This is a genomic window from Staphylococcus sp. Y174-1 (assembly GCF_049897865.1).
GTDB classification, from domain to species: Bacteria; Bacillota; Bacilli; order Staphylococcales; family Staphylococcaceae; genus Staphylococcus; species Staphylococcus saprophyticus.
The window spans coordinates 249,049-274,412 of record NZ_JAFCXB010000001.1; the positions used below are offsets into that span (position 1 = coordinate 249,049).

Annotated in this window: 25 protein-coding genes; 23 read left to right on the forward strand and 2 right to left on the reverse strand. The window is 32.6% G+C overall.

The features are described from left to right. Positions 1 to 51 precede the first annotated feature (51 nt). Positions 52 to 1,026 carry a DNA polymerase III subunit delta gene (gene holA, locus ACP7BT_RS01330; protein ID WP_041080592.1) on the forward strand — a complete coding sequence of 325 codons (975 nt, stop codon included), beginning with the start codon at positions 52 to 54 and terminating at the stop codon, positions 1,024 to 1,026. Between the two features lie 115 nt (positions 1,027 to 1,141). Here holA and rpsT read toward each other — a convergent pair whose 3' ends face one another. After that, positions 1,142 to 1,393 carry a 30S ribosomal protein S20 gene (gene rpsT, locus ACP7BT_RS01335; protein WP_002483148.1) on the reverse strand — a complete coding sequence of 84 codons (252 nt, stop codon included), beginning with the start codon at positions 1,391 to 1,393 and terminating at the stop codon, positions 1,142 to 1,144. A 324-nt stretch (positions 1,394 to 1,717) separates the two neighbouring features. On the opposite strand from rpsT, the gene lepA reads away from it, so the two are divergent. The 18 genes from lepA to recO all read left to right on the forward strand — a co-directional run bounded on the left by lepA (position 1,718) and on the right by recO (position 18,784). Beyond that, positions 1,718 to 3,541 (forward strand): translation elongation factor 4, encoded by a 1,824-nt coding sequence (gene lepA, locus ACP7BT_RS01340; RefSeq protein ID WP_002483149.1) that lies wholly within the window; start codon positions 1,718 to 1,720, stop codon positions 3,539 to 3,541. Positions 3,542 to 3,637: 96 nt separating this feature from the next. Then, positions 3,638 to 4,762 (forward strand): radical SAM family heme chaperone HemW, encoded by a 1,125-nt coding sequence (hemW, locus tag ACP7BT_RS01345; protein ID WP_011302991.1) that lies wholly within the window; start codon positions 3,638 to 3,640, stop codon positions 4,760 to 4,762. A 100-nt stretch (positions 4,763 to 4,862) separates the two neighbouring features. Continuing rightward, complete coding sequence (hrcA, locus tag ACP7BT_RS01350) at positions 4,863 to 5,843, forward strand: heat-inducible transcriptional repressor HrcA (RefSeq protein ID WP_069820175.1); 981 nt, start codon at positions 4,863 to 4,865, stop codon at positions 5,841 to 5,843. 26 nt (positions 5,844 to 5,869) lie between these two features. Continuing rightward, a complete protein-coding gene (gene grpE / locus ACP7BT_RS01355; RefSeq protein WP_002483152.1) occupies positions 5,870 to 6,481 on the forward strand; it encodes a nucleotide exchange factor GrpE in 612 nt (203 codons plus the stop codon). Between the two features lie 55 nt (positions 6,482 to 6,536). Then, positions 6,537 to 8,381 carry a molecular chaperone DnaK gene (gene dnaK / locus ACP7BT_RS01360; protein WP_041080595.1) on the forward strand — a complete coding sequence of 615 codons (1,845 nt, stop codon included), beginning with the start codon at positions 6,537 to 6,539 and terminating at the stop codon, positions 8,379 to 8,381. 145 nt (positions 8,382 to 8,526) lie between these two features. Continuing rightward, the gene (gene dnaJ / locus ACP7BT_RS01365) at positions 8,527 to 9,663 is read left to right on the forward strand and encodes a molecular chaperone DnaJ (RefSeq protein ID WP_011302993.1); all 1,137 of its coding nucleotides are present in this window, start codon (positions 8,527 to 8,529) and stop codon (positions 9,661 to 9,663) included. A 3-nt stretch (positions 9,664 to 9,666) separates the two neighbouring features. After that, the gene (prmA, locus tag ACP7BT_RS01370; protein ID WP_002483155.1) at positions 9,667 to 10,605 is read left to right on the forward strand and encodes a 50S ribosomal protein L11 methyltransferase; all 939 of its coding nucleotides are present in this window, start codon (positions 9,667 to 9,669) and stop codon (positions 10,603 to 10,605) included. A gap of 1 nt (position 10,606) precedes the next feature. Further along, positions 10,607 to 11,359, forward strand: coding sequence for a 16S rRNA (uracil(1498)-N(3))-methyltransferase (locus ACP7BT_RS01375; protein ID WP_041080597.1), 753 nt, complete (start codon positions 10,607 to 10,609; stop codon positions 11,357 to 11,359). Positions 11,360 to 11,600: 241 nt separating this feature from the next. Beyond that, positions 11,601 to 11,777, forward strand: coding sequence for a 30S ribosomal protein S21 (gene rpsU / locus ACP7BT_RS01380; protein ID WP_002483157.1), 177 nt, complete (start codon positions 11,601 to 11,603; stop codon positions 11,775 to 11,777). 275 nt (positions 11,778 to 12,052) lie between these two features. Continuing rightward, positions 12,053 to 12,763, forward strand: a complete 711-nt coding sequence (locus tag ACP7BT_RS01385) for an NfeD family protein (RefSeq protein ID WP_041080599.1) — start codon at positions 12,053 to 12,055, stop codon at positions 12,761 to 12,763. 12 nt (positions 12,764 to 12,775) lie between these two features. Further along, positions 12,776 to 13,759, forward strand: coding sequence for a flotillin-like protein FloA (gene floA, locus ACP7BT_RS01390; protein WP_011302997.1), 984 nt, complete (start codon positions 12,776 to 12,778; stop codon positions 13,757 to 13,759). Between the two features lie 14 nt (positions 13,760 to 13,773). Further along, positions 13,774 to 14,451 (forward strand): hypothetical protein, encoded by a 678-nt coding sequence (locus tag ACP7BT_RS01395; protein WP_037538372.1) that lies wholly within the window; start codon positions 13,774 to 13,776, stop codon positions 14,449 to 14,451. A 380-nt stretch (positions 14,452 to 14,831) separates the two neighbouring features. Further along, the gene (locus tag ACP7BT_RS01400) at positions 14,832 to 15,779 is read left to right on the forward strand and encodes a PhoH family protein (protein ID WP_002483161.1); all 948 of its coding nucleotides are present in this window, start codon (positions 14,832 to 14,834) and stop codon (positions 15,777 to 15,779) included. After that, positions 15,780 to 16,241, forward strand: coding sequence for an rRNA maturation RNase YbeY (gene ybeY / locus ACP7BT_RS01405; protein ID WP_011302999.1), 462 nt, complete (start codon positions 15,780 to 15,782; stop codon positions 16,239 to 16,241). An 8-nt stretch (positions 16,242 to 16,249) separates the two neighbouring features. Further along, a complete protein-coding gene (locus tag ACP7BT_RS01410) occupies positions 16,250 to 16,588 on the forward strand; it encodes a diacylglycerol kinase family protein (RefSeq protein WP_011303000.1) in 339 nt (112 codons plus the stop codon). Positions 16,589 to 16,697: 109 nt separating this feature from the next. Next, positions 16,698 to 17,102 carry a cytidine deaminase gene (gene cdd / locus ACP7BT_RS01415; protein WP_002483164.1) on the forward strand — a complete coding sequence of 135 codons (405 nt, stop codon included), beginning with the start codon at positions 16,698 to 16,700 and terminating at the stop codon, positions 17,100 to 17,102. Next, a complete protein-coding gene (era, locus tag ACP7BT_RS01420; protein ID WP_041080602.1) occupies positions 17,102 to 18,001 on the forward strand; it encodes a GTPase Era in 900 nt (299 codons plus the stop codon). The genes cdd and era overlap by 1 nt, the downstream gene beginning before the upstream one ends. Before the next feature lie 27 nt (positions 18,002 to 18,028). Then, positions 18,029 to 18,784 (forward strand): DNA repair protein RecO, encoded by a 756-nt coding sequence (gene recO / locus ACP7BT_RS01425; RefSeq protein WP_002483166.1) that lies wholly within the window; start codon positions 18,029 to 18,031, stop codon positions 18,782 to 18,784. A 173-nt stretch (positions 18,785 to 18,957) separates the two neighbouring features. Here the strand turns inward: recO and ACP7BT_RS01430 are convergent, their stop codons facing one another. Continuing rightward, positions 18,958 to 20,349: a glycine--tRNA ligase gene (locus ACP7BT_RS01430; protein WP_002483167.1), complete on the reverse strand. Its 1,392-nt coding sequence runs from the start codon at positions 20,347 to 20,349 to the stop codon at positions 18,958 to 18,960. 325 nt (positions 20,350 to 20,674) lie between these two features. On the opposite strand from ACP7BT_RS01430, the gene ACP7BT_RS01435 reads away from it, so the two are divergent. The 4 genes from ACP7BT_RS01435 (at position 20,675) to rpoD (ending at position 25,233) form a co-directional block, all read left to right on the forward strand. Further along, positions 20,675 to 21,319, forward strand: a complete 645-nt coding sequence (locus tag ACP7BT_RS01435; protein WP_075345136.1) for a helix-turn-helix transcriptional regulator — start codon at positions 20,675 to 20,677, stop codon at positions 21,317 to 21,319. A gap of 14 nt (positions 21,320 to 21,333) precedes the next feature. Beyond that, positions 21,334 to 22,155 carry a pyruvate, water dikinase regulatory protein gene (locus ACP7BT_RS01440; RefSeq protein WP_041080603.1) on the forward strand — a complete coding sequence of 274 codons (822 nt, stop codon included), beginning with the start codon at positions 21,334 to 21,336 and terminating at the stop codon, positions 22,153 to 22,155. A 46-nt stretch (positions 22,156 to 22,201) separates the two neighbouring features. Then, positions 22,202 to 23,986, forward strand: a complete 1,785-nt coding sequence (gene dnaG / locus ACP7BT_RS01445) for a DNA primase (RefSeq protein WP_041080604.1) — start codon at positions 22,202 to 22,204, stop codon at positions 23,984 to 23,986. 140 nt (positions 23,987 to 24,126) lie between these two features. Next, positions 24,127 to 25,233: an RNA polymerase sigma factor RpoD gene (gene rpoD / locus ACP7BT_RS01450; RefSeq protein ID WP_002483171.1), complete on the forward strand. Its 1,107-nt coding sequence runs from the start codon at positions 24,127 to 24,129 to the stop codon at positions 25,231 to 25,233. The last annotated feature ends 131 nt before the right edge of the window (positions 25,234 to 25,364 follow it).

A 25,364-nucleotide genomic window follows, 5' to 3' on the forward strand; every position in this document is an offset into this window, starting at 1 on the left:
ACTGCGTGATATAATAATTTAATGTGTAATAGAGATGAAAGGGTGCTATATATGAGCAACAATATAATAACAATTTACGGAGAAGTACCGGAACTTATAGAAAAAAAGTCAGCAGAAGAAATAAATAACTATTTAAATGCACCTAAAGATGATTTTAATTTCGTGAAATATAATTTATACGAACATGATTTGGCACCCGTAATAGAAGAATCATTGACCATGCCCTTTTTCTCTGATAAAAAAGTAGTACTTGTTCAAAATGCATACCTATTCACTGGTGAAAAACCTCCTAAAGATTTGAATCACAACATAGATCAACTCATTGAATTTATTGAAAAATATGATGGAGATACGTTGATTATTTTTGAGGTATATCATAGTAAATTAGATGAGCGTAAGAAATTGGTGAAAACATTAAAAAAGAATGCCCAATTAAAAAAAATAGAGCAAATGTCAGAAGAAGGAATTATGCAGTGGATGAAAAAAGAGCTTCATGAAAATTTTAAAGATATCAAACAAGATGCACTTGACCTATTTATAGAATTAACAGGCGTTAATTTTAATATTGTTAAACAAGAACTCGAAAAATTAATCCTTTTCTTAGGTGACAGATCAACAATTAATAAACAAGATGTGTACCAAATTGTTAATAGAAGTTTAGAACAAAATGTGTTTTTACTAACAGATTATATTCAAAAAAATAAAAAATCAAATGCAATTCAATTGGTTAATGATCTGATTGCAATGAAAGAAGAACCAATTAAGTTATTAGCATTAATTACCAGTAATTATCGACTTTTTTATCAGTCTAAAATATTAAGTCAAAAGGGTTATAGTGGTCAACAAATTGCCAAGACAATAAATGTACACCAATACAGAGTAAAATTAGCGCTTAATCAAGCAAGAAACTACCAACTTGAAAGTTTGCTAAATATTATAGATTACTGTGCTGAAACGGATTATAAATTAAAATCATCTTATATGGATAAACATCTCATATTAGAGTTATTTATTTTATCGCTGTAGTTTTAAACAAAGCAATATTATCCCGTTGTGCATACATTAAATTGGGCGTATTTTAAAAGGATACTTATTTAAAAAAGATATAAAAAAAGTTCAAGCAATTGCTTGAACTTTAATATTATTTAGCAGCTGTCATTAATGATGACTTAATACGAGCAGCTTTGTTGTCGTGGATTAAGTTGCGTTGTGCAGCTTTATCTACTTTTTTCAAAGCAAAACTCAATAAGTCAGCTTTGTTATCAGCATTTGATTCTAAAGCTGAATGAGCTCTTTTAACTGCTGTACGCATTTCATTTTTTTGAGAAATATTACGTTCTTCAGCAGTATGTGTTGTATTAACACGTTTAATTGCAGATTTGATGTTTGGCATGTGTGTCACCTCCTAAAAGTGATCTTCGCTATCAAAATGAATTTGATTACAACAAGAAATATTTTATCAAAACAAGCGACTTTCTGCAATCATTTATTTATGAGCCGCCCGTAAATTCAATATAAATGATACAATAATGTATAAAGTTATGAAACACTTATTCTATAAAATATTCTGATAAAGTGTTAACAAGTGAATTAATATTTTGAATTATTATAAACGAATGGCTTTGCAAGTTTGCAATTGACTTGTAAAAACGTTATTATATCAAAGAATGTCATACATACAAACGGGCTAGAATTATGAAAGTGAGAAGGATAATACATGGATAAACAAGATCGTTATAATCGACGCAAAAATATAAGAAACTTTTCTATTATCGCACATATAGACCATGGTAAATCTACTTTAGCTGATAGAATTTTAGAAAATACTAAATCAGTTGAAACAAGAGACATGCAATCACAGTTGCTAGATTCTATGGATTTAGAGAGAGAACGCGGTATTACTATAAAACTAAACGCAGTACGATTGAAATACGAAGCGAAGGATGGAGAAACATACACGTTCCATTTGATTGATACACCGGGACACGTAGATTTTACATATGAAGTATCTAGATCACTTGCGGCGTGTGAGGGTGCTATTTTAGTAGTGGACGCAGCACAAGGTATTGAGGCACAAACACTAGCGAATGTCTATTTAGCACTGGATAATGATTTAGAGCTTCTACCTGTTATCAATAAAATTGATTTGCCTGCAGCTGAGCCAGAACGCGTTAAACAAGAACTTGAAGACGTTATTGGTATTGATAAAGAGGATGTCGTACTTGCAAGTGCAAAATCAAACTTAGGTATTGAAGATATATTGGAAAAAATAGTTGAGGTAGTACCACCACCTGAAGGTGATCCAGAAGCACCTTTAAAAGCTTTAATATTTGATTCTGAGTATGATCCATATAGAGGTGTCATTTCATCCATACGTGTTATGGAAGGCGTTGTTAAAGCTGGAGATCGTATCAAAATGATGGCTACTGGAAAAGAATTTGAAGTAACTGAAGTAGGTATTAACACCCCAAAACAATTATCAGTAGATGAATTAACAGTGGGTGATGTAGGTTATATCATTGCTAGTATTAAAAATGTTGATGATTCCCGTGTAGGTGATACAATCACGCATGCAGAGAGACCTGCTGAAGCGCCACTACAAGGTTATAAAAAAATGAATCCAATGGTATTCTGTGGATTATTCCCTATTGATAACAAAGACTATAACGATTTAAGAGAAGCTTTAGAGAAGCTGCAATTAAACGATGCCTCATTAGAATTTGAACCAGAATCTTCTCAAGCATTAGGTTTTGGCTACCGTACTGGTTTTTTAGGTATGTTACACATGGAAATTATTCAAGAAAGAATTGAACGTGAATTCGGTATTGAATTAATCGCAACTGCGCCATCGGTAATTTACCAATGTATATTAAAATCTGGTGAGGAAGTATCTGTAGATAATCCAGCGAATATGCCAGATCGCGATAAAATAGAAACCATTTATGAGCCGTTTGTACGTGCGACTATGATGGTACCAAATGATTATGTCGGTGCTGTAATGGAATTATGTCAACGTAAACGTGGTCAATTTATTAATATGGAATACATGGATGATATTCGAGTGAATATTATTTATGAAATTCCGTTATCAGAAGTAGTATTCGATTTCTTCGATCAATTAAAATCTAATACTAAAGGCTATGCTTCTTTTGATTATGAATTTATTGATAATAAAGAAAGTGACCTGGTTAAGATGGATATTTTATTAAATGGTGAAAAAGTCGATGCTCTTAGCTTTATCGTGCATAAAGAATTTGCATACGAACGTGGTAAAACTCTTGTCGATAAGTTGAAAACATTAATACCAAGACAACAATTTGAAGTACCAGTACAAGCTGCTGTAGGACAAAAAATTGTCGCAAGAACAAACATTAAATCTATGGGGAAAAATGTATTGTCTAAATGTTATGGTGGGGACATTACACGTAAGAGAAAATTATTAGAAAAACAAAAAGCGGGTAAAGCTAAAATGAAAGCAGTGGGAAATGTAGAAATTCCACAAGATGCTTTCCTTGCAGTACTCAAAATGGATGAAGATTAATAATACTTTAAACTTGGGGCCTTAAATCCGAACGATTTATGCCCCAGTTTTTTATGAAACATCATGTTTTTAAATAGGGAAGTAGGTGAACACAATATGGAAGTGAAAAGTGCATATATACATATCCCCTTCTGTGTAAGAATATGTACGTATTGTGATTTCAATAAATATTTTATTCATAACCAACCAGTTGATGAATACTTAGATTGTTTAATTAAAGAAATGCAATATAGTAAAACGAAAGTGTTAGAAACTGTTTTTGTTGGTGGAGGAACGCCAACGGCACTTAGTTATGAACAACTTAAACGTTTACTTAAAGCTATTACTGATATTTTCGAAATCAAAGGAGAATTTAGTTTTGAAGCAAATCCAGATGAATTGACTTTGGAAAAAGTTCAATTATTAAAGGATTTTGGTGTGAATAGATTATCTATGGGCGTTCAAACTTTTAAACCAGAGTTGCTTGAAATATTAGGAAGAACACATAATACATCTGATATATACCAAGCAGTTACAAATGCGAGAGCCGTAGGTATTCCTTCTATTAGTTTAGATTTAATGTATCACTTACCAAAACAGACCATCGATGATTTTAAAGATAGTTTAGAAAAAGCATTGGCGATGGATATTGATCATATTTCTAGTTATGGTCTTATTTTAGAACCTAAAACTCAATTTTATAATATGTATAAAAAAGGCAAATTGAAAATACCTAATGAAGATATCGGGGAAGAAATGTATGAATATCTTTTAGAACGCATGCAAAGGTCTGAGTTACATCAATATGAGATTTCTAATTTTGGAAAAATGGGTCACGAATCAGAGCATAATAAAGTTTATTGGAAAAATGAAGGTTACTATGGCTTTGGCGCAGGTGCAAGCGGCTATGTTGACGGTGAAAGGTACAGTAACGTTAATCCTGTAAATCACTATATAAAGAAAATAAAGAACAATGAAAGACCTTTGTTAGAGTCCACGAGACCAACAAAAAATGAACAAATGGAAGAAGAAATGTTTTTAGGTTTAAGAATGAACCAAGGTGTCAATAAAGCTAGATTTAAAGAAAAGTTTGATTTATCTATAGATGAAGTATATGGCACAACAATTGAGGATTTACTTAAAAGAGAACTTATTGTAGATAACCAAGGCTTTATTTCAATGACTGAGAGAGGGAAAGTCATCGGAAACCTTGTATTTGAGTCTTTTTTACTAAATGTATAAGTTTTTATTAAAAACCGAGGCTTTAACATTGACTTACTTTGACCAATTTGATAAATTATAATTAGCACTTGAAACAAAAGAGTGCTAATGAGGTGAAAACATGATTAGTGATAGACAATTAAGCATATTAAATGCAATTGTTGAAGATTATGTTGATTTAGGTCAGCCAATTGGTTCTAAAACACTGATTGAACGACATAAATTAAATGTTAGCCCTGCTACTATTAGAAATGAGATGAAACAATTAGAAGATCTCGAACTAATAGAAAAAACACATACTTCATCAGGAAGATATCCATCAGAATCAGGTATCAGATATTATGTGAATCAATTATTACAAGAAACATCTCATCAACAACAAACTAAAATGCAGCGTTTAAAAGATTTGGTAATTGAAAATCATTATGATATTTCCTCTACATTGAGTGATTTTGCTAATGAACTTTCAATTGCATCACAATACACAACGCTGGTAATGCGTCCAAATCATAAACAAGATATAATCAATAATATTCATTTGATTAGAGCAAATGCTTATTTGGTTATTATGGTGGTTGTGTTTACATCAGGTCATGTTGAACATTTACATTTAGCATCTGAAGTACCTTTATCTAATGACGAATTAACCAAAATATCAAATTTTGTTACTGCTAAATATAATGAATGGAATAACCACCGTTTTGAAAATGAATTAAATGCTTTTGTAAAATCTGATACTGAAAAAGATTTTATAAAAGACATGCTAAATATGATTGATATTCATTTTGATAATCAAAGTAATGGCATTTTTATGGGCGGAAAGGTTAAACTCATAGATGCGTTGAATGAATCAAACGTATCATCTATTCAACCGATTCTACAGTATATAGAATCGAACAAAATCACACAACTACTTGATGAAATGTCCAATACTTCCATCAATGTGAAAATTGGACATGAAATTGAATCAAGTTTAAGTGATATTTCTATCGTAACAAGTGAGTATCATATTGATGATAGGCTGAAAGGTCAAATTGCGGTTATCGGACCAACAGCAATGAATTATCAGAACGTAATTCGATTACTAAATACGATTTGGTAATTAAGAATTGTATTGGAGGGCAGACTATGACAGAGCAAAACGAATCAGCTTTCAACGAAAATGAAGAAGTTAATGAAGAAACTTCACAAACCGATTCAGTTGAAAACAATGATGAAACTACAGAAACATCACAAGATAATCTGCAGGAGGACGATTCACAAGAAATTGCAGAAGACGTAGATCCTAAAGATGAAGAAATTCAACAATTAAAAAAAGATGTTCAAGAAAATGAAGAAAAATATTTAAGATTATACGCTGAGTTTGAAAACTATAAACGTAGAATCCAAAAAGAAAATCAAACAATGAAAGCATATAAAGCACAAGATGTACTAAATGATATCTTACCAACAATAGATAACATTGAACGTGCTTTACAAATAGATGGCGAAGATGAACAATTTAAATCACTTAAAAAAGGTGTAGAAATGGTTCATGAAAGTCTATTAAATGCATTAAAAAATAATGGTTTAGAAAAAATTGAGACAGAAGGTCAACAATTTGATCCGAATGTACATCAAGCAGTAGTTCAAGATGACAATCCTGATTTTGAATCAGGTCAAATCACTCAAGAACTACAAAGTGGATACAAATTGAAAGAAAGAGTTTTAAGACCTTCAATGGTTAAAGTAAATCAATAATTCGTTTTATTGTTGAAAACACCAAATTTTTAAATATATCAGGAGGAATTTATTTATGAGTAAAGTAATAGGTATTGACTTAGGTACAACAAATTCATGTATTGCAATTTTAGAAGGCGATGAGCCAAAAGTAATTCAAAACCCTGAAGGCGCTAGAACTACACCATCTGTAGTAGCATTCAAAAATGATGAAACTCAAGTAGGTGAAGTTGCAAAACGCCAAGCAATTACTAACCCAAATACAATACAATCTATCAAACGTCACATGGGTACTGATTATAAAGTTGATGTTGATGGAAAATCATATACACCACAAGAAATTTCAGCAATGGTTTTACAAAATCTTAAAAGTACAGCTGAAGATTATTTAGGTGAAAGTGTAGATAAAGCAGTCATTACTGTTCCAGCTTATTTCAATGATAGTGAACGTCAAGCTACTAAAGATGCTGGTAAAATTGCTGGCTTAGAAGTTGAACGTATTATTAATGAGCCAACAGCAGCTGCTTTAGCATATGGTTTAGACAAAACTGAACAAGATCAAAAAGTACTTGTATTCGACTTAGGTGGCGGTACTTTTGACGTATCAATCCTTGAATTAGGTGACGGTGTATTTGAAGTGCTTTCTACAGCAGGTGACAACAAACTTGGTGGGGATGACTTTGACCAAGTAATTATTGATCACTTAGTTGCAGAATTCAAAAAAGAAAACAGTGTAGATTTATCTAAAGACAAAATGGCGTTACAACGTCTTAAAGACGCTGCAGAAAAAGCTAAAAAAGATTTATCTGGTGTATCTCAAACACAAATTTCATTACCATTTATCTCTGCAGGAGAGAACGGTCCATTACACTTAGAATTAACTTTAACTCGTTCTAAATTTGAAGAGTTAGCAGATTCATTAATCAGAAGAACTATGGAACCTACGCGTCAAGCAATGAAAGATGCTGGTTTATCAAGTTCTGACATTGACGAAGTTATCTTAGTTGGTGGTTCTACTAGAATCCCAGCAGTTCAAGAAGCTGTTAAAAAAGAAGTTGGAAAAGATCCTCATAAAGGTGTGAACCCAGATGAAGTAGTTGCAATGGGCGCAGCAATTCAAGGTGGCGTTATCACTGGTGATGTTAAAGATGTCGTATTATTAGACGTAACACCATTATCATTAGGTATTGAAATTATGGGTGGACGTATGAATACGCTTATCGAAAGAAATACTACAATCCCAACATCTAAATCTCAAGTTTATTCAACAGCAGCAGACAACCAACCTGCAGTTGATATCCATGTATTACAAGGTGAACGCCCAATGGCTGCAGATAACAAAACACTTGGTAGATTCCAATTAACTGATATTCCAGCAGCTCCACGTGGCGTACCTCAAATCGAAGTGACATTTGATATCGACAAAAACGGTATTGTAAACGTTACTGCAAAAGATTTAGGTACAAACAAAGAACAAAATATTACAATACAATCTAGCTCTGCACTTTCAGACGACGAAATTGATCGTATGGTTAAAGACGCTGAAGAAAATGCTGAAGCAGATAAAAAACGTCGCGAAGAAAGTGACTTGAGAAACGAAGCAGATAGCTTAGTATTCCAAGTTGAAAAAACAATCACTGATTTAGGCGAAAACATCAGTGAAGAAGATAAACAAAATGCTGAAGACAAAAAAGAAGCACTTAAATCAGCACTAGAAGGCGAAGATATTGATGATATCAAAGCTAAAAAAGAAGACTTAGAAAAAGTAGTTCAAGACTTGTCTACAAAAGCTTATGAACAAGCAGCTCAAGCTCAACAACAAGCTCAAGGTGAAGATGCAAATGCTTCTCAAGATAGTAATGTTGAAGACGCTGATTTCAAAGAAGTTAAAGATGATGACAACCAAGATAACCAAAAATAAGTCGAGTCATTGACTAAATAATTGTTATTAACAGAAATATATGACACAATTGCTTAGCCAAATTAAGTCAAAGTCAATTGAACATTGGCTTTGACTTTTTCCTTTTTATAATAGATTTAATAAAACCGTGAAAGGAGAGGTATGAGTGGCCAAAAGAGATTATTATGAAGTTTTAGGTGTTAGCAAAAGCGCTTCTAAAGATGAAATTAAAAAGGCTTATCGTAAATTATCAAAACAATACCATCCAGATATAAATAAAGAAGAGGGCGCTGATGAGAAGTTTAAAGAAATCTCAGAAGCATATGAAGTATTAAGTGACGAAAATAAACGTGCAAATTATGACCAATTCGGACACGATGGACCACAAGGTGGCTTTGGCGGCCAAGGATTCGGTGGCCAAGACTTTAGTGGATTCGGCGGTGGCGGATTCGAAGATATCTTTAGTTCATTCTTTGGTGGTGGCAGACAGCAACGAGATCCAAATGCCCCAAGAAAAGGTGACGATTTACAATATACGATGACTGTCACATTTGATGAAGCTGTTTTCGGTAGCGAAAAAGAAATTTCTATTCGCAAAGATGTTGCTTGTCACACATGTGATGGTGAAGGTGCTAAACCTGGAACTAAGAAAAAAACTTGTCATTACTGTAATGGTTCTGGTCATGTTTCAGTTGAACAAAATACTATTCTTGGTAGAGTAAGAACTGAAAAAGTATGTCCAGTATGTAGTGGTTCAGGCCAAGAATTTGAAGAACCTTGTCCAACTTGTCATGGTAAAGGTACTGAAAATAAAAATGTTAAAATTAGTGTGACGATTCCTGAAGGTGTAGACAATGAACAACAAATTAGATTAGCTGGTGAAGGTGCTCCAGGAGAAAACGGTGGACCACAAGGTGATTTATATATTGTGTTTAGAGTCAAACCATCTGAAAAATTTGAAAGGGACGGCGACGATATATACTATTCATTAGATATCAGTATTGCTCAAGCTACTTTAGGTGATGAAGTTAAAGTACCAACGCTTAAAGGTAGTGTCATGCTAACAATTCCTGCCGGTACACAAACTGAAAAACAATTCCGTCTGAAAGAAAAAGGCATTAAAAATGTTCATGGTTACGGTTATGGCGATTTATTTATTAACATCAATGTAGTTACGCCTACAAAAATTAGTGATCGCCAAAAAGAATTACTTAGAGAATTTGCTGAAATAGATGGCGAGGAGCTTTCTGAGCAGCCATCAAATTTTAGAGATAAAGCAAAAAGGTTCTTCAAAGGAGAATAACTTATGAACTGGACTGAAGTTGCAATCGTTGCTAACCATGAGGTATCACCAATCATAACCAATTTACTCGAAGATTATGGCTCTAATGGTGTTGTTATAGAAGATTCAGAAGATTTAACACATGATTTCGAAGATAAGTATGGTGAAATATATGCATTAAATGCAGAAGATTATCCTACACAAGGTGTGAGAGTTAAAGCATATTTTAACGAAATTAAGTATACAAAAGATTTTCAAGAAAAATTAATTCAATCATTAAAAGACATTGAAGGTCTTGATTTAGATTTGTTTAGCTTTGATGAGCAAACAATTAGAGAGCAAGATTGGGAGAATGAGTGGAAGCATTACTTTCATCCATTTCGCGCATCTGAAAAATTCACAATTGTTCCGAGTTGGGAAACATACCAACAGGAAGATGATAGTGAATTATGCATTGAGTTAGATCCAGGTATGGCATTTGGAACAGGTGATCATCCGACAACGAGTATGTGTCTAAAAGCAATTGAAGCATATGTTAAGTCTAGTGATTCAGTTATAGATGTCGGCACAGGCTCAGGTATACTGAGCATTGCGGCACATTTGTTAGGCGTTAAACGTATAAAAGCACTTGATGTAGATGAAATGGCTGTTAGAGTAGCTAAAGAAAACTTTCAAAAAAACAACTGTGAATATGCTATTGAAGCAGTCCCAGGTAATTTATTAAAAGAAGAAACTGAAAAATTTGATGTTGTTATCGCTAATATTTTAGCTCATATTATTGAAGAAATGATAGATGATGCTTATAATACACTTAATAAAGACGGTTATTTTATAACTTCTGGTATTATAGAAGAAAAACACGAGGCTATTGTTGAACATATGAAACGCAGTGGATTTGAAATAGTTTCTATTAATCATGACAATAGTTGGGTTTGTATCGTCGGACAGAAAGTGAGCGATTGACATGCAAAGATATTTTATAGATCAAAACGCTGATGTAAATCAGCGTTTTTGTATAACTGATCAAGGTGATATACATCATATTTCAAATGTCATGAGACATCAAGTTGATGATTATATCATTATTACATTTGCTGATCATTATGTTTATAAATGTAAACTGGATAATATTGGTGCAGATGGTATCATGGTTTCGTTAGAAGAACGTATTGATGTGGATACAGAATTACCACAAAATGTAACGATATGTAGCGGACTAATCAAGTCTGATAAATATGAATGGATGCTACAAAAGTCAACGGAATTAGGTGCAAGTGAATTTATTGCTGTAGATATGAAACGTTCTGTTGTCAAGCTTACAGAAAATAAAATTGCAAAGAAATTAGAACGTTGGCAGAAGATTATCAAGGAAGCTGCAGAACAAAGTTATAGATTAGCTATTCCAACGATTCAATATCAAGCAACATTAAACGATGTACTTAAAAGTGCCAAAGCGTATGATTACATTCTAATTGCCTATGAGGATGCCGCTAAAAGTGGTGAAGTAAGTCAATTTAAATCGTTAGTTCAACAATTCAAACCAAATGATAAAGTATTAATTATATTTGGACCTGAAGGTGGACTTGATGAGGATGAAGTCTCACTGTTACAAGATGTTGGTTACCAAATTGGCTTAGGTCCTAGAATTTTAAGGGCTGAAACAGCACCTTTATATGTTTTGAGTGCTTTGAGTTTCGAAAAGGATTTACACAATTAGTTTAATGTATTGATGTGTGCTAATAGCGTGTTATATGAATTATAAAGAATAAGGTGATACAACGATAAAAATCCATACCCGGATAAATTTATTCATGTATTAATAGAATTTATTCAAAATAACAAAATCTGAATTTTAGTAATTGACCACATTAATCAGATATATTATACTAGATTATACATGGTTGATACCGTGTATTGATAATAAAGTTTCGTTGATATTTGGAGGGAGGGAAATACACATGTCTAAAACAGTAGTCAAAAAGAACGAATCACTTGAAGATGCGTTACGTCGTTTCAAACGTACAGTTTCTAAAAGCGGTACTATTCAAGAAGTACGTAAACGTGAATTTTACGAAAAACCTAGCGTTAAACGTAAAAAGAAATCAGAAGCTGCACGTAAACGTAAATTCAAATAATTAATAGTTTCGTTGACTCCCTCAACACCAACATTAATTATAAACCATAATAGCCTTAGTTGTTATATACAGCTAAGGCTATTATTTTTTTATAAAAAACCATTGTACTTTTTAAATCAATATATTTTTTATTATACAAACCATGTAGTACTTAATCATTATTAAAGTAAAAAGTAATAATGAAAATTTCTTTGAAGATAATAGATTTTTATAGTGTAAACGGTATAATCGCATATTAGTTTCATGTATAATCAAATTGAGAGCGAGGTGATAGAGTGATTCTTTCAAGTAGTTTACATACAATTTTTCCTTCCAATTTAGTCGAGGATGGAAATTGGATTGATAATATAGCTAACTTTATAGTACATCCAATTGGCGCTTTGATTTTAACTTGTATTATCTTTCTTGGTTTTCTATATCAATTATATTCTAATAAGATTAATGTTGTTGGTATCATATCAACGATAGCGTTATTGATATTTTTCTTAGGATTTTTTGTGAAAGGCGACGTTAATTTCTATTCTGTGATACTTTTTGGAGTAGGAGTCATATTAGTTATCATTGAGTTATTTGTTGTCGGTGCGGTTATTGGCATCATTGGTATGGGGTTTATTATTTTCAGTATTATTACTTTAGGAGACAATTTTATCTTCATGATTGCTAATGTTGTCTTTGCATTAATCTTATCTATTATTGAGTGGGTGATACTTGTGAAAGGATTTAAACGCAAAATTCCATTTTTAGACAAAGTTGTACTGAAAGATTCTACAAATGCAGAGGCAGGTTACACTTCACATGAAGATCGCTCTCATTTAGTTGGAAAAACTGCAACAACATCAACGGACTTAAGACCAGCAGGGATTATTACATTTGATAATGAAAGAATCGATGCTGTTTCAGATGGTTCATTTATTTTAAGGAATAAACAGGTTACCATCTTAGAAGTTGAAGGTACACGAGTTGTTGTAAGAGAAATCGAATCATAAAGGAGAGAAAGTATGATCGGATTAATTATAATCGTCGTTATTGTATTAGTAGCATTGTTGTTGCTATTTTCATTTGTTCCAGTAGGATTATGGATTTCAGCAATTGCTGCTGGTGTTAAAGTAGGCATCGGTACTTTAGTAGGTATGAGATTACGTAGAGTATCTCCACGTAAAGTGATTTCACCGCTAATTAAAGCGCACAAAGCTGGATTGCATTTAACTACAAATCAACTTGAATCGCATTATTTAGCTGGAGGTAATGTTGATCGCGTTGTTGATGCTAATATTGCAGCGCAAAGAGCTGATATCAACTTACCATTCGAACGTGGGGCTGCTATAGATTTAGCGGGTCGTGACGTATTAGAAGCTGTACAAATGTCAGTTAATCCTAAAGTCATTGAAACACCATTTATTGCTGGTGTAGCAATGAACGGTATCGAAGTTAAAGCAAAAGCACGTATTACAGTTCGTGCCAACATTGCTCGTTTAGTTGGTGGTGCAGGTGAAGAAACAATTATCGCACGTGTTGGTGAAGGTATTGTTTCAACAATAGGTTCAAGTGAACACCATACACAAGTTCTTGAAAATCCAGATAATATTTCTAAAACTGTTTTAAGTAAAGGATTAGATTCTGGTACAGCATTTGAAATTTTATCAATTGATATTGCTGATGTTGATATTAGCAAAAATATTGGTGCAGATTTACAAACTGAACAAGCGCTTGCAGACAAGAATATTGCACAAGCTAAAGCAGAAGAACGTCGTGCGATGGCTGTAGCTCAAGAACAAGAAATGAAAGCAAAAGTACAAGAAATGCGTTCTAAAGTGGTTGAAGCAGAAGCAGAAGTACCATTGGCTATGGCTGAAGCTTTACGTTCTGGCAACTTAGGCGTAAAAGATTATTACAATTTAAAAAATGTTGAAGCTGACACAGGCATGAGAAATTCTATTAATCAACGTACGAATCAAAAAGATGATGAATCACCGGATAAATAATTAGGGGTGATTAAATGAGTATAGGTATTATTATCTTTGTAATATCTGTGATTGTGACAATAATTGGTGCTATTAGTGATAATAGCCATAAAGAAAGACAAAACCAAAAACCACCAGTCAACAAACGGTCAAATGACCATGGAGGAGAACCACAGAAACGTGGCTTTTTTGATGAAATAGGAAAAACATTTAAAGAAATAGAGAAACAATTAAATGAAGACCCTATGTCGCAAGAACGTGAAAAACCACGCGCTCCTCAACCTACTAAGACACAAGCAGAACCGGTTGAAACACGTGCAGAAAAAATGGAAACACCGAGTCCTGAGCGCTCATCAAGAACGATGAGAACGGATAATGAAACTGAAGCTGAAAAAGCAAAACGTTCACAACAACAGCAAGATGATAAATTACAACAAGAATTAGAATCCGATTTAATAGGACAAATGCAAGATGTACGTAGTGAAATTGATCGCGAAACTGAGAAGAAGTTGCAACGAACTGAACGAAAAGCACGTGCAATTATAGCTGATAAATATTTATCAGAAAGAACAAAGCGTTTTCGTTTAAAACAACTTATGAATGCTCATGCGATACAAGGAACAGCCACAAATGAACAATTCAGGTTTGCTGAGGACGAAGTTGTTAATGGTATTATTTGGTCAGAAGTATTAGAAAGACCGAAACAATTATAATATAATGTTTTAAGTTAACGCCTTATAAATCAATGTAATTTGATGTTATAAGGCGTTTTTAATATTATAATCGTAGTAAGAACTTTTATTTATCTGATTATCACAATCATATTTATACATTATAAAGCTTTCGTTTTATTATAAAATTAGATAGAATGTAAATCTTCTGTTAAAATTAATGAAATTCTGTCCTATTCAATTCACTTTAAAATAATATATTGAGTATTCGTGATATAATAGAGATGTATAATCAATAGTTTTAAACAGTAATTGTATATTTTTATACAAGCTGATTATTTATTTGTTAACAATCATTTTGTAACTTAAAATCTAATAGGATAAAATAAAAGAAACGAATATATTTGTAAAGGAGCACCTATATGCCTGGAATTATTCAAATAAATGACATCAATGAAGCGCAAGCACTCATTGGTAATAATGATGAACACCTTAAATCAATTGAGGAAGGATTTGATGTCATTATACATGCTCGTGGTCAAGAAATTGCTGTAAAAGGAGAGCAAGTTGAGCATGTTGAAAAAGCGGAATCCGTACTAATTAATTTATTAAAAGTCATACAACAAGGTGTAACAATATCGATTAAAGATGTTGAAGCAGCAGTGAAAATGGCACAAAATGGTACGATTCAATACTTATTAGATTTATATGAAGATGAAATTACTAAAGATGCATTTGGCAAGACGATTCGTGCTAAAACAATGGGACAACGTTTATACGTAAATGCGATGCACCATAATGATTTAGTTTTTGGTGTGGGACCAGCTGGTACAGGTAAAACATTTTTAGCTGTAGTCTATGCTGCTAAACAGTTACGTAAAGGGTCAGTAAAACGCATTGTTTTGACAAGACCTGCAGTTGAAGCTGGCGAATCTTTAGGATTTCTACCAGGAGATTTAAAAGAAAAAGTAGATCCTTATCTAAGACCGCTTTATGACGGGTTAAATACTGTTTTAGGTAGAGAACAAACTGCTAGATTTATAGAAAGAGGTATCATTGAAGTTGCCCCATTAGCTTATATGAGAGGTAGAACATTAGATGATGCGTTTGTCATTTTAGATGAAGCTCAAAATACTACACATGCACAAATGAAAATGTTCTTAACTAGATTAGGATTTGGATCAAAAATGGTAGTCACTGGTGACAAAACACAAGTAGATTTACCAAAAGGTGTAAAGAGTGGTTTGAAAGAAGCGATTAAAAAATTAGAAAACGTTAAAGGTTTAAGTATTCATCATTTAGACCAAACAGATGTGGTACGTCATCCATTAGTAAGTAAAATTATTGATCGTTATGAGGGAGATGAATAAATGTTTACGATAGATTTTAGTGACCATACTAATTTAGTGAAAGAGGATTGGTTTACACAAATTGACAAGCTGCTAACGTTTGCAAAGGAACAAGAAAATATCGAAGAAGAGGCTGAATTGTCAGTTACTTTTGTAGATAAAGATGAGATTCAAGAAATTAATAAAATGTATCGAGATAAAGACAAAGTCACAGATGTTATATCTTTTGCATTAGAGGAAGATGAACCTGAAATAACTGGTATAGAAATGCCGAGAGTTTTAGGCGATATTATTATTTGTACTGATGTTGCTCAAGAACAAGCAGACTCGTACGGACATTCATTTGAAAGAGAATTGGGCTTCCTTGCATTACACGGCTTTTTACATTTATTAGGTTATGATCATATGAATGAGCAAGATGAGAAACAAATGTTCGGACGCCAAGATCAAATTCTTAATGCATACGGCTTAACTAGAGATTAGAGGCGCGTATGGATAGATTTAAATATGCATTTCAAGGCATGATAGTTTTATTAAAAAAAGATAAGAATTTCTTACTTCATCTTATTTTTGGTTTGATAGTCATTGTTTGTGGATTTATATTTCATATTACAAAAGTGGAATGGCTTTTTATATTGTTAGCGATTGGACTTGTGCTAGCATTTGAAACGATAAATACAGCTATTGAATATGTAGTCGATTTGGTAACAACGGATTATCATATTTTAGCTAAGAAAGCGAAAGACGTTGCTGCTTTTAGCGTGATTATTGCGTCTATTATAGCTGTCTTAATTGGGCTGATTGTTTTTTTACCGTATATTTTTAAATAATAGTGCAAATTCACAAAAGTTGTTTATACTTAATGAATAAAGCTTTTAATAAAATATAGTTATACACCCATTTCCATGGTGTTGAATATTGAACAGGAGAGATGAAGCAATGGCATACCAACCACATTATTTTTCAGAAGTAAGAAAAGCACAGGCAAATGCGTACGCACCCTACAGTAATTTTAAAGTTGGTGCGTATTTAAGAACGAAAGATGGCAAAGCTTATTACGGTGGTAATGTTGAAAATGCAGCTTATCCAATGGCGATTTGTGCTGAAAGATCAAGTTTAGTTGCGGCAATTGCTGATGGATACCGCCCAGGAGATTTTGAATCAATTACTGTAACTGTAGATGCAGATGAACCGTCCTCACCATGTGGCGCATGTCGACAAGTAATGAAAGAGCTTTGTGATGACGAAATGCCAGTTTATATGACCAATCATAAAGGTGATATGACAGAATTATCAGTAGGCGAGTTATTGCCTTTAGGATTTTCAGGAAAGGATTTAAATTAATGACAGAACACAAATCAGGCTTTATATCTATCATTGGTAGACCCAATGTTGGTAAATCAACCTTTGTAAATCGTGTAATAGGACATAAGATTGCGATAATGTCCGATAAAGCACAAACAACTAGAAACAAAATTCAAGGTGTCATGACACAAGAAGATGCGCAAATTATTTTCCTAGATACACCAGGTATTCATAAACCTAAGCACAAATTAGGAGATTATATGATGCGCGTTGCGACGAATACACTATCTGAAATAGATGCCATTATGTTTATGGTAAACGTCAATGAGGATATTGGTAGAGGCGACGAATATATTATGGATATGCTAAAAACAATCAAAACGCCAGTATTTTTAGTGTTAAATAAGATTGACTTGGTTCATCCCGATGAATTAATGCCTAGAATTGAAAAATATAAAAAATATATGGATTTTACAGAAATCGTACCTATTTCTGCACTTGAAGGCTTAAATGTAGATCATTTTATTAATGTTATAAAATCATATTTACCAGAAGGCCCTAAATATTATCCTGATGATCAAATATCAGATCATCCAGAACAATTTGTTGTTGGAGAACTGATAAGAGAGAAAATTTTACATTTAACAAGTGAAGAAATTCCTCATGCGATTGGTGTTAATGTAGACCGTATGATTAAAGAAGATGAAGATAGAGTGAGAATTGAAGCTACTATTTACGTAGAAAGAGATTCTCAAAAAGGGATTGTCATTGGTAAAGGCGGTAAAAAATTAAAAGAGGTTGGTAAACGTGCGCGTCAAGATATAGAGCGTTTATTAGGCTCGAAAGTTTACTTGGAACTATGGGTTAAAGTACAAAAAGACTGGCGAAATAAAGTTAATTTCATTCGCCAAATGGGTTATTTAGAAGATAGAGATTAAGTTAAAGTTGAAAGTCGGTGAATTCGTGTGTTAATCAAACAAAAAGGGATTATTATAAAAACCATTGATTATGGCGAATCCGATAAAATTATAACTATCTTAAATGAATATGGTGCTAAAGTCCCACTTATGGTAAGAAGAGCCAAGAAAAGTAAGAGCGGCTTGCAGGCTAATACGCAATTATTTGTGTATGGCTTGTTTATTTATTCAAAGTGGAAAGGTATGGGCACCTTAAGTTCAGTTGATGTCATTGACCAAAATTACCATCTGCGACTAGATATATATGAAAGTAGCTATGCAAGTTTGTGTACTGAAACGATCGACCGTTCCATGGAAACAGATGAAATCTCTAAAAATAGTTACGAATTATTGCATTTTGTATTAGATAAGATTAGGCAGGGGATTTCAGCACAACTCATGTCAGTTGTTGTATTGTTAAAATGTATGACAAAATTTGGATTTAATGCAGTATTTGACAGATGTGTGATAACTCAAAGTGAAGATCAATCAAAATTAGTCGGTTATAGTTTTAAATATGATGGTGCAATTTCTGAAAATGTTGCATATAAAGATACACACGCATTTCAGTTATCAAACAAAACGTTGTATTTATTAGATATCCTTCAGAAGTTACCAATTAATCAAATGAGTTCATTGAGCATACACGAAACAATTGTCGATGAAATGTCAGAACTTGTTATCTTATTGTATAAAGAGTATGCGGGTATGTATTTCAAAAGTCAAAAACTAATTAATCAATTATATCGATTAGATAACTTATAATAATTATTTATATTCAAACCTATTGGCCCAGACCATAGGTTTGTTTTTTTTATATAAAAAAATGGGACAAGAAAAATTAATCCATTACAATGAAATAATCTTAGTTTCTTGTCCCATAAATATTTAAATTGCTATTTAAGTTTTATTTGATTTTGAATATATCATTCTTAAAATTAAAATTTAACTTTTTCAGCTAAGAATGATTTTAATTCAGTGATTGGCATACGAACTTGCTCCATTGTATCACGGTCACGAACTGTAACTTTTTCATCTTCTAAAGAATCAAAATCAAAAGTGATACAGTATGGTGTTCCAATTTCATCTTGACGACGGTAACGTTTACCAATTGATTGTGATTCATCAAAATCAATTGCAAAATCAGCGCTTAATTCTTCGAACACTTTAATTGCATCGCCTGATAATTTTTTACTTAATGGTAATACAGCTGCTTTATATGGTGCAAGTGCAGGGTGGAAGTGAAGTACTGTTCTTGAATCTTTGCTTCCTTCAACTCCTTCTTCATCATAAGCATCACATAAAAATGCTAAAGTAACACGGTCAGCACCTAATGAAGGCTCTATACAGTAAGGGATATATTTTTCTCCTGTTTCTTGATCGTGATATTGGAAATCTTCACCAGAATGTTCACTATGTTTTTTCAAGTCAAAATCTGTACGACTCGCGATACCCCAAAGTTCACCCCAACCAAATGGGAAACGATATTCGATATCAGTAGTCGCATTTGAATAGTGAGACAATTCATCTGCATCGTGATCACGTAAACGCGTTGCTTCTTCGCTTAAATTTAAATCTTTAAGCCATTGACTCGCGAATGTTTTCCAATAATTTTGCCATTCAATTTCTTCACCAGGTTTACAGAAGAATTCCAATTCCATTTGTTCGAATTCACGTGTTCTAAAGATAAAGTTACCAGGCGTAATTTCATTACGGAATGATTTACCGATTTGTCCTATACCAAAAGGTAATTTTTTACGCATAGTACGTTGTACATTTTTATAGTTAACAAAAATACCTTGTGCAGTTTCAGGGCGTAGGAAAATTTCGTTAGTAGAATCTTCAGTAACCCCTTGGAAAGTCTTAAACATAAGGTTGAATTGACGAATATCAGTCCAATTCGCTGTGCCACTTACAGGACAAACGATACCTTCTTCATCAATAATGCGTTTCATTTCATCAAAGCTTAAACCGTCAGCGACAAAGTTTTCGTCACCTTTTTCATTTAACATGTAGTCTTCAATGATTTTATCTGCACGATAACGAATTTTACTATCTTTGTTATCGATCATCGGATCATTAAAATTACCTAAATGACCTGATGCTTCCCAAGTTTTAGGGTTCATTAAAATTGCAGCATCAATACCAACATTATATGGTGATTGTGTAATGAATTTTTGCCACCATGCTTTTTTAACATTATTTTTTAATTCGACACCAAGTGGGCCGTAGTCCCATGTATTTGATAGACCACCATAAATGTCACTACCAGGGAATACAAAACCTCTATGTTTTGCTAATGAGACGATTGTTTCCATATCTTTTGTCATTAAATATAACTCTCCTTTTTTACATGAAAACGCCCCAAGACACAGAATAAGCCAAAAAGTTTAATCTATATCTTGGGACGAGTTAATCTTTTTAATCACATATGTAATATATGTGTTTATTTACTAGATTCATGTTAACCCGCGGTTCCACCCAAATTAGTGTGTACACTCGCTTTTAACTATCATTTAATTGTAGCCATTGTTACTTGTTAAGCTTTCACCATCCTTAACTCGCTTTAAGTCTAATTTTAATGTATTGATAGTTTATAAGCAAGTAAATATATGTATTTGTAGCAATTAAAAATTCAATGTATAATTAAGAAGAATGAATAAAGGGGTGAGTGTTATAGAACTAAGTAAAAGGCAACAACAAATAATTGAAATAGTAAAGAGTAATGGGCCTATTACAGGAGAACATATTGCTGATCGTCTGAGCTTGACTAGAGCTACATTGCGACCGGATTTAGCCATATTAACAATGTCTGGCATATTAGAAGCTCGACCACGTGTAGGTTATTATTATTCTGGCAAACCTCAGAATAAATTAATTGCGGATGAATTGAAGCAATATGTTGTGAAAGATTATGCGTCTCACCCTGTCGTCGTTAAAAGTGAGACGTCAGTTTATGATGCAATTTGCACCATATTTTTAGAAGATGTCAGCACATTGTTTGTTATTAATAGTGATGGTGACTTTATGGGTGTTTGTTCTCGTAAAGATTTACTGAGAGCTTCTATGATTGGTGATGATATACATACAATGCCAGTTAATATTATTATGACACGAATGCCGAATTTGAGTTTTGTACTTGAAGGTGAGAAAGTCATACATGCAGCAAATCTTATGATCGAAAAAGAAATTGATTCATTACCAATTGTAGTAAAGAAAGATAATGATAAATATGAAGTTAAAGGTCGTATTTCTAAAACTACGATCACTAAAATCTTTGTATCCTTACTAAATGAATAGGTGGTTTTAAGTAAATGAAAAATATTAAAATAATCGTGGCGTCCGACTCGGTAGGTGAAACAGCCGAACTTGTAGCAAGAGCTTGTATTTCACAATTTAATCCTAAACAATGTGAAAGTGAAATAAGTAGGTATCCCTATATAGAAGCACTAGAAAATGTGGATGAAGTGATTTCAGTAGCGAAAGATACCGAAGCGATAGTGGTATATACACTAGTTAAACCAGAAATTAGAAAATACATGGAAGCGAAATTAGCAGAATTTAAAATTAAAGCAGTGGATATTATGGGGCCACTAATGAATATTTTATTAGATCAAATAGATGAAAAGCCGTATTTTGAACCAGGTTTAGTCCATCAACTAGATGAAGCTTATTTCAAAAAAATTGATGCAATTGAATTTGCAGTTAAATATGACGATGGTAAAGATCCAAAAGGTTTATTCAAGGCTGACATTGTATTGTTAGGGATTTCAAGAACGTCTAAGACGCCGTTATCACAATATCTAGCACATAAAAGTTACAAAGTTATGAATATTCCAATCGTACCTGAAGTAACACCTCCAGATGATTTATTTGATATAGATTCTTCTAAATGTATCGCTTTAAAAATTAGTGAAGAAAAATTAAATAGAATTCGTAAAGAAAGACTCAGACAACTTGGCTTAGGTGAAAGTGCAAGATATGCTACTGAACAACGCATAGAAGAAGAGCTGAATTATTTCCATGAATTAGTTGATAAAATTGGTTGTCCTGTAATTGATGTTTCAGATAAGGCTATTGAAGAAACAGCAAATGATATTATCAGTCTTATTGAGCAAAATAATTTCAAAAATTAACGAAAACAATTATAATAGTATGACTAATGTTTAATAGGTGATAATATTGAGAATCGATCAATCCACGATAAATGAAATAAAAGATAAAACGGATATACTTGATTTAGTTAGTGAGTATGTGAAGTTAGAGAAGAGAGGACGCAATTATATAGGTTTGTGTCCTTTTCATGATGAAAAAACACCCTCATTTACTGTTTCTGAAGATAAACAAATTTGTCACTGCTTCGGTTGTAAAAAAGGTGGTAATGTTTTTCAATTCACACAAGAAATTAAAGATATCCCATTTACAGAAGCAGTAAAAGAATTAGGTGAACGTGTAAATATTAAAGTTGAAACCGATCAAAGTTATGCTAATCAAGACAATGGGCATCAAGTCGCTTCAGATGATTTAAAAATGATTGAAATGCATGAATTAATGCAAGATTATTACCATTACGCACTGAAGAAAACTGTTGAAGGTGAAGCGGCATTAAATTATTTAAAAGAACGTGGTTTTACAGATGAATTAATAGATGCAAGAAAAATTGGTTATGCACCTAATAATGCGCATTTCTGTCATGATTTTTTAAAGAAAAAAGAATATGACATTGAACTAGCTTATGAATCTGGTTTGTTGTCACGAAATGAAGAGAATTTTAGTTATTATGATCGATTTCGTGATCGTGTCATGTTTCCATTAAATAATGCACAAGGAAGAACTGTTGGTTATTCTGGTAGAACATATACAAATCAAGAACCAAAATATTTAAATAGTCCAGAAACACCCATATTTCAAAAGCGAAGATTACTTTACAATGTAGATAAAGCAAGAAAATCAATACGTAAAAATGATGAAATTATTTTATTAGAAGGCTTTATGGATGTAATCAAATCAGATCAAGCAGGATTGAAACAAGTTGTTGCTAGTATGGGTACACAGATTTCAAATGAACATATTGCCTTTATAAAGAAATTAACAACAAATGTCACTTTGATGTTCGACGGTGATTTTGCGGGTACTGAAGCTACTTTGAAATCAGGACAGGCTCTATTACAACAAGGCTTTAACGTCTTTGTAGTACAACTTCCTAAAAATATGGACCCTGATGAATATATTGTTAAACATGGCGCAGACGCTTTTAATTATTTTGTTGAACATGAGAAGAAGTCATTCATCATTTACAAAATTCACACGCATCAAGACGAAATAGAAAACAATGATCTAGCATATGAAAGATATTTAAAAGAGATAACTAATGATATTTCATTTATGCAATCAACGATTTTACGCAAAAAAATATTGCAAGAAGTATCTGAATTGTTTAAAGTTAGCTTGGATAGTCTAAATAATGAAGTAGGACAGCAACAAGATTATTATCAGCCACACAATTATCAAATACCCACTGTTCCTGAATTTAATAATTTGAGCAAACATGAAAAAGCAGAACGTGCTTTATTAAAACATTTTATGAACGATAAAGACACTTTCTTGAATTATCATAAATTACTTCAAACAGAAGACTTTACAAATCAATATTTTAAGCGTATATTTAATGTTTTACATGAGTTTTACTCTGAAAATGATACGTTTAATATTAGTGATGTGTTACAGTATATCGATATCAATGAAATCAAAGAAGCATTTATATCATTAGATAATTATATGATAAATGAAGAACCTTATGAATATGAGATTGACGATTATATAAATACACTGACATCTAATAGAAATGAAGAAACGATTGAATCGCTTAATCAAAAGTTGCGGGAAGCTTCCAGGTTAGGTGATTTAGAACTGCAAAAATATTATTTAGAAAAAATTGTAAATCACAATAAAAATAGAATGAATTAATTTTTTATGTATTTGTCTGTATATTTATTTATATGGGGTTGCTAAAATGTATACTAAGTAAATATTTTGAGTAGATTTCACTAATTTTATCTATAAAATATTTTGATATCAATTTGATATTATATTCGGGAGGCCATTTCATGTCTGGAAATAACGTTAAAGTTAAAAAACAAACGATTGATCCATCTCTAACTTTAGAAGATGTAAAAAAACAATTAATTGAAAAAGGTAAAAAAGAAGGGCACCTTAGTCATGAAGAAATTGCAGAAAAACTGCAAAATTTCGAAATGGATTCTGATCAAATGGACGAATTATTTGATCAATTAACTGATAATGACATAAGTTTAGTTAATGAAAAAGATAGTTCAGATAAAGATTTTAAATTAAATCCAAATGATTTAAGTGCACCTCCAGGCGTAAAAATAAATGATCCAGTGCGTATGTATTTAAAAGAAATCGGACGAGTAAATTTATTAAACGCTCAAGAAGAAATTGAATTGGCGAAAAAAATTGAGCAGGGCGATGAAGTTGCGAAATCTCGATTAGCTGAAGCCAATTTACGACTTGTAGTAAGTATTGCTAAAAGATATGTAGGTCGTGGCATGCTTTTCCTTGACCTTATTCAAGAAGGTAATATGGGTTTAATCAAAGCAGTAGAAAAGTTCGATTTTAATAAAGGATTTAAATTTTCAACTTATGCAACTTGGTGGATTCGTCAAGCAATCACTCGTGCGATTGCTGACCAAGCACGTACAATTCGTATACCAGTACACATGGTAGAAACAATTAACAAATTAATTCGTGTTCAAAGACAATTATTACAAGATTTAGGTAGAGATCCTGCACCTGAAGAAATAGGGGAAGAAATGGATTTACCACCAGAAAAAGTAAGAGAAATCTTAAAAATTGCTCAAGAACCTGTATCACTTGAAACACCAATTGGTGAAGAAGATGATAGTCATTTAGGTGATTTTATTGAGGACCAAGAGGCTCAAAGTCCTTCTGATCATGCGGCCTATGAATTGTTAAAAGAACAATTAGAAGATGTCTTAGACACATTGACGGACCGTGAAGAAAATGTACTACGCTTACGTTTTGGTTTGGATGATGGACGTACGCGCACATTAGAAGAAGTAGGTAAAGTATTTGGCGTTACTAGAGAACGTATTCGTCAAATAGAAGCAAAAGCGCTTAGAAAACTAAGACACCCAAGCAGAAGTAAACGTCTAAAAGACTTTATGGACTAACAAGTAATATAAACATAAATTGGAAACCACACGTTATTGTGTATAAATTGTTAAAGCAATGACTGACTGATTTCTAAATTCACTCACGCTAAGTATTTTGAAATCAATTTATCTTTGTAGGGGGCGGGCAT